The 3,881-nt window shown below is 45.1% G+C and carries 3 protein-coding genes and 1 pseudogene; 2 read left to right on the top strand and 2 right to left on the bottom strand.

What is annotated here, in order from left to right; all coding sequences use genetic code 11:
• Positions 1-399 precede the first annotated feature (399 nt).
• On the top strand, positions 400-1,683 hold the full coding sequence (gene glyA, locus IM319_RS05780) for a serine hydroxymethyltransferase (protein WP_287674407.1): 1,284 nt from the start codon (positions 400-402) through the stop codon (positions 1,681-1,683).
• Between the two features lie 79 nt (positions 1,684-1,762).
• Positions 1,763-2,827 (top strand): glycosyltransferase family 4 protein, encoded by a 1,065-nt coding sequence (locus IM319_RS05775; RefSeq protein ID WP_002732067.1) that lies wholly within the window; start codon positions 1,763-1,765, stop codon positions 2,825-2,827.
• Between the two features lie 62 nt (positions 2,828-2,889).
• Here the strand turns inward: IM319_RS05775 and IM319_RS05770 are convergent.
• A pseudogene (locus IM319_RS05770) lies at positions 2,890-3,159 on the bottom strand (hypothetical protein); the annotation flags it as partial.
• 211 nt (positions 3,160-3,370) lie between these two features.
• Positions 3,371-3,793, bottom strand: coding sequence for an IS607 family transposase (locus tag IM319_RS05765; protein WP_287734971.1), 423 nt, complete (start codon positions 3,791-3,793; stop codon positions 3,371-3,373).
• Between the last annotated feature and the right edge of the window lie 88 nt (positions 3,794-3,881).

Here is a 3,881-nt window from a genome sequence, read left to right as displayed (position 1 = left end):
GTCAATTACCTAATTTTCAGGGAAAAAGTCCCTGAATTTTCCCCCCAATCACTCCAAGGGTCGGCACTTTTTGAGGGAAAAAAAGTCTAAAAACCTTGTTGGATAAGGTTTTTAGATTTATTCAGCAAACCCTATTTAAAAGTCACTGATAATTGCTGATTATCGGTATTTCTGCAAATGTGAGATGCACCCAATCTGCTTAACCCGAACTGACGTTAATATTACTATCACTTATTGACTAAAAATGAAGATTTTACCGCTAACAGTTGACAATTGATGATCGATCCCGAAGAGAAGCAATTAAGCTCACTGGTGTGTCGGAAGATTAGAGACTGTGCCAAAATGGAGAAAGTGACCCAATGATTACAGGTAAATTGTTAAAGAAAGGATCGAGTAACCGTGACTGATACGAACTTAGATATACTATCCTTGACCGATCCAGCGATCGCGGGGATTCTGCAAAAAGAACTGCAACGTCAAAGAGATCACCTAGAACTAATCGCTAGTGAAAACTTTACCTCGGCTGCCGTCATGGCCGCCCAGGGTTCGGTTTTAACCAACAAATACGCCGAAGGACTGCCCAAAAAACGCTACTATGGTGGTTGCGAATACGTTGACGAAGCGGAACAATTAGCGATCGATCGGGTTAAACGACTATTTGGGGCAAACCACGCTAACGTACAACCCCACTCCGGGGCCCAAGCTAATTTCGCCGTTTTCCTGACCCTCTTGCAGCCCGGCGATACGATTATGGGTATGGATCTCTCCCACGGTGGTCATCTTACCCACGGTTCCCCTGTTAACGTTTCCGGGAAATGGTTCCGAGTAGTACAGTACGGAGTAAGTCCCGAAAGCGAACGCCTTGACTACGATCTCATCCTTGACATCGCCCGCAAGGAAAAACCCAAACTAATTATCTGCGGTTATTCTGCCTACTCGCGCCAGATTGATTTCGAGAAATTCCGCGCTATCGCTGACGCAGTGGGGGCCTACCTGATGGCAGATATCGCCCATATTGCCGGTTTAGTGGCCACTGGTCATCATCCTAACCCCCTACCCCACTGTGATGTGGTAACTACCACCACTCACAAAACCCTGCGCGGTCCTAGGGGGGGGTTAATTATGACCAAAGACGAGGAATTAGGCAAAAAATTCGATAAATCCGTCTTCCCCGGTACCCAAGGCGGTCCCCTAGAACACGTGATCGCGGCGAAAGCGGTGGCTTTTGGGGAGGCCCTGAAACCGGAGTTTAAAATCTATTCGGGCCAAGTAATCGCTAATGCCCAAGCTTTGGCCGGTCAGTTGAAGGCTAGAGGGATTAAAATTGTCACTGATGGTACGGATAATCACTTGATGTTACTCGATTTAAGATCCGTGGGCATGACCGGGAAAGAAGCCGATCGCTTAGTGAGTACCATCAATATTACCGCTAATAAAAACACTGTTCCCTTCGATCCCGAGTCTCCCTTTGTCACCAGTGGTCTGCGCTTGGGTTCCCCGGCTATGACCACCAGGGGACTAGGAGAAACGGAATTTATCGAGATTGGCAACATTATCGCCGATATTCTCCTTAATCCCAGTGATGAAGACCTGAGAAATGCTTGCCGTCAACGGGTAGCGAAACTCTGTGAAAGCTTCCCCCTCTATCCCCATCTCCATATTTCCGTCCCCGCCTTGGCCTAAAACGAGAGATAATAAAAATTCATAATTGGCGATTGCCTGTCAGTTGCCAATTGTGAACTAAATCGCCCCCCCAATTCCCATGTCTGGAGATTTATACTATCTAATTGCTTTTCTGATCGCCCATACCGTGGTACTTTGGAGTACCCCCCTCGTCAGAACCGTCGGACTGAAAAGCGGTTACGTCGATAAACCCAACGAAAGGAAGGTCCATGAAAAGCCTATGGTTCGACTGGGGGGAGTTTCGATTTTTGTCGGCGCTTTAACTGCACTCCTGATCGTTTGGTGGTTGGGAGGGTTTGCCGGTTTAAACAGCGATCGAGAATGGGAAGTTTGGGGCGTAACCCTAGGCGGTTTGGGCTTTTTCCTCATCGGTCTAGCGGATGATCTTTTTAATCTTTCGCCGCTCAATCGTTTGGTAATGCAGTTTAGCGTCGCTTTTCTAGCTTGGCAAGCCGGGGTAAGGATCGATTTCCTCTCTATTCCCTTCGGCGATTTATTACAAATTCATTGGCTAAGTTTACCGATTACTCTCCTCTGGTTAGTGGGGATGGCTAACGCGATTAACTGGATTGACGGTTTAGATGGATTAGCGGCGGGAGTTTCGGGTATATCTGCCGTGGTGATTTTGATTGTAACTTTGGTGATGGGACAACCGGCCGCCGCTATTATCGCCGCCGCTTTAGCGGGTGGGGCTTTGGGTTTTCTGCGTTACAATTTTAATCCCGCCCAAATTTTTATGGGGGATGGTGGAGCCTATTTTATGGGTTTTACCCTGGCGGGTGTGGCGGTGATTGGATTGGCTAAAACCACTGCTGTGACTACCGTTGCCGTTACCGCCGTCCTATTACCCTATCTCATCCTCGCGGTTCCTCTCCTCGATATGTCCACGGTGATTATTTCCCGTCTCAAACGCGGAAAATCCCCTTTTGTGGCTGATAAACGTCATTTACACCACCGTTTACTGAAAGCTGGTATCTCTCACCGTCTGACAGTGTTATTTATCTATGCCCTAACCCTCTGGGTGGGCAGTTTAGCCCTCGGTTTCTCCAATGTTCCCAGTGGTTGGGGTTTTGCCTTTGGTGCGACTCTCCTCCTCGGTTACGTCGGTTGGCAAGTCTGGCGCAATCGTGGCAGTGAACCGTAAACTATCTTAAAGTCGTCAGATATCAGCTTTTTTCTGCGGATATATCTTCGGCATCCAGTTTGTCACTTTGAGAGGGCAAGCAATATCACAGTAATTCTATATTGATTTTCCGTCACCACAACCTCAGTTGATAACCTTTCTTCCATTGGTAAAGCATTTTTCCGCCTATCAAAGATAAATAACCAACCAAAATCTACCCCCAAACGCCCTAAATAAGACTTTAATTGTTCAATTCCATCAGGTTGCGGATCGCGTTTTTTATCCCGCCATACTTTTAATTCAATCCCTAAAATTACATCTTTGTAACTCAGACATAAATCCATTCTATCACTCTCAAGCACTGCGGGAATTTAGAGCAGGGATAAAAATTATTGAACCAACATAACAATATAAAATGGTGATTTTTTCCGCCTATCTAAAGATTATGTCGGATTAAATAATTGGCTGAGTTGTCAAGATTTTTAGACTGCCAAGATCAATTATCTATCTCAGCCCCAAATGGATGTCCTTTCTTGATAATGTGTCTTTCTGCTACTAACATTATTATTCGTTGTCTTTTAACTCAGCTATAATCTTTTCTGTCTTTCTTTTCGACCTTCTTAATCCGTAAATTCGAGAACAAAAAGAAGTAATAATGGCTATTAAATCTGACATCAACTCATCTTGCTTATCCTCACTTTGATTGACAATCTCCACTTTTTTATCTAGTTCTTTTAACAAGATTTCTAGATAATTAGTCCCAAATCTGGCTAGACGCTCTTTGTGTTCAACAATTAAAACATTATAATTGGGGTCAACTAGAATTTTGGCTAGTTGTTGGCGATTATCGTCTAATCCACTGCCTACTTCTTTGACAACTTTGTAGATTTTGTAGCCTCTAGCAACAGCATAATCTTTTAATCGGTCAGCTTGTCTATCTAGGGTCTGCTGAAAAAGTTTTTCGGTGGGGGTTGGGGGTTGGGGGATGGGGGATGGGGGATGGGGGATGGGTTTTACCGATTTTCAGGTGGTCAACTACCTAATTTTCAGGGAAAAAGTACCTGAATTTTCCCCC

This window comes from Microcystis sp. M113S1 (assembly GCF_020246945.1).
Classification (GTDB): Bacteria; Cyanobacteriota; Cyanobacteriia; order Cyanobacteriales; family Microcystaceae; genus Microcystis.
Note: the sequence above shows the minus strand (reverse complement) of the source record. Positions and strands in the feature narration are given on the sequence as shown.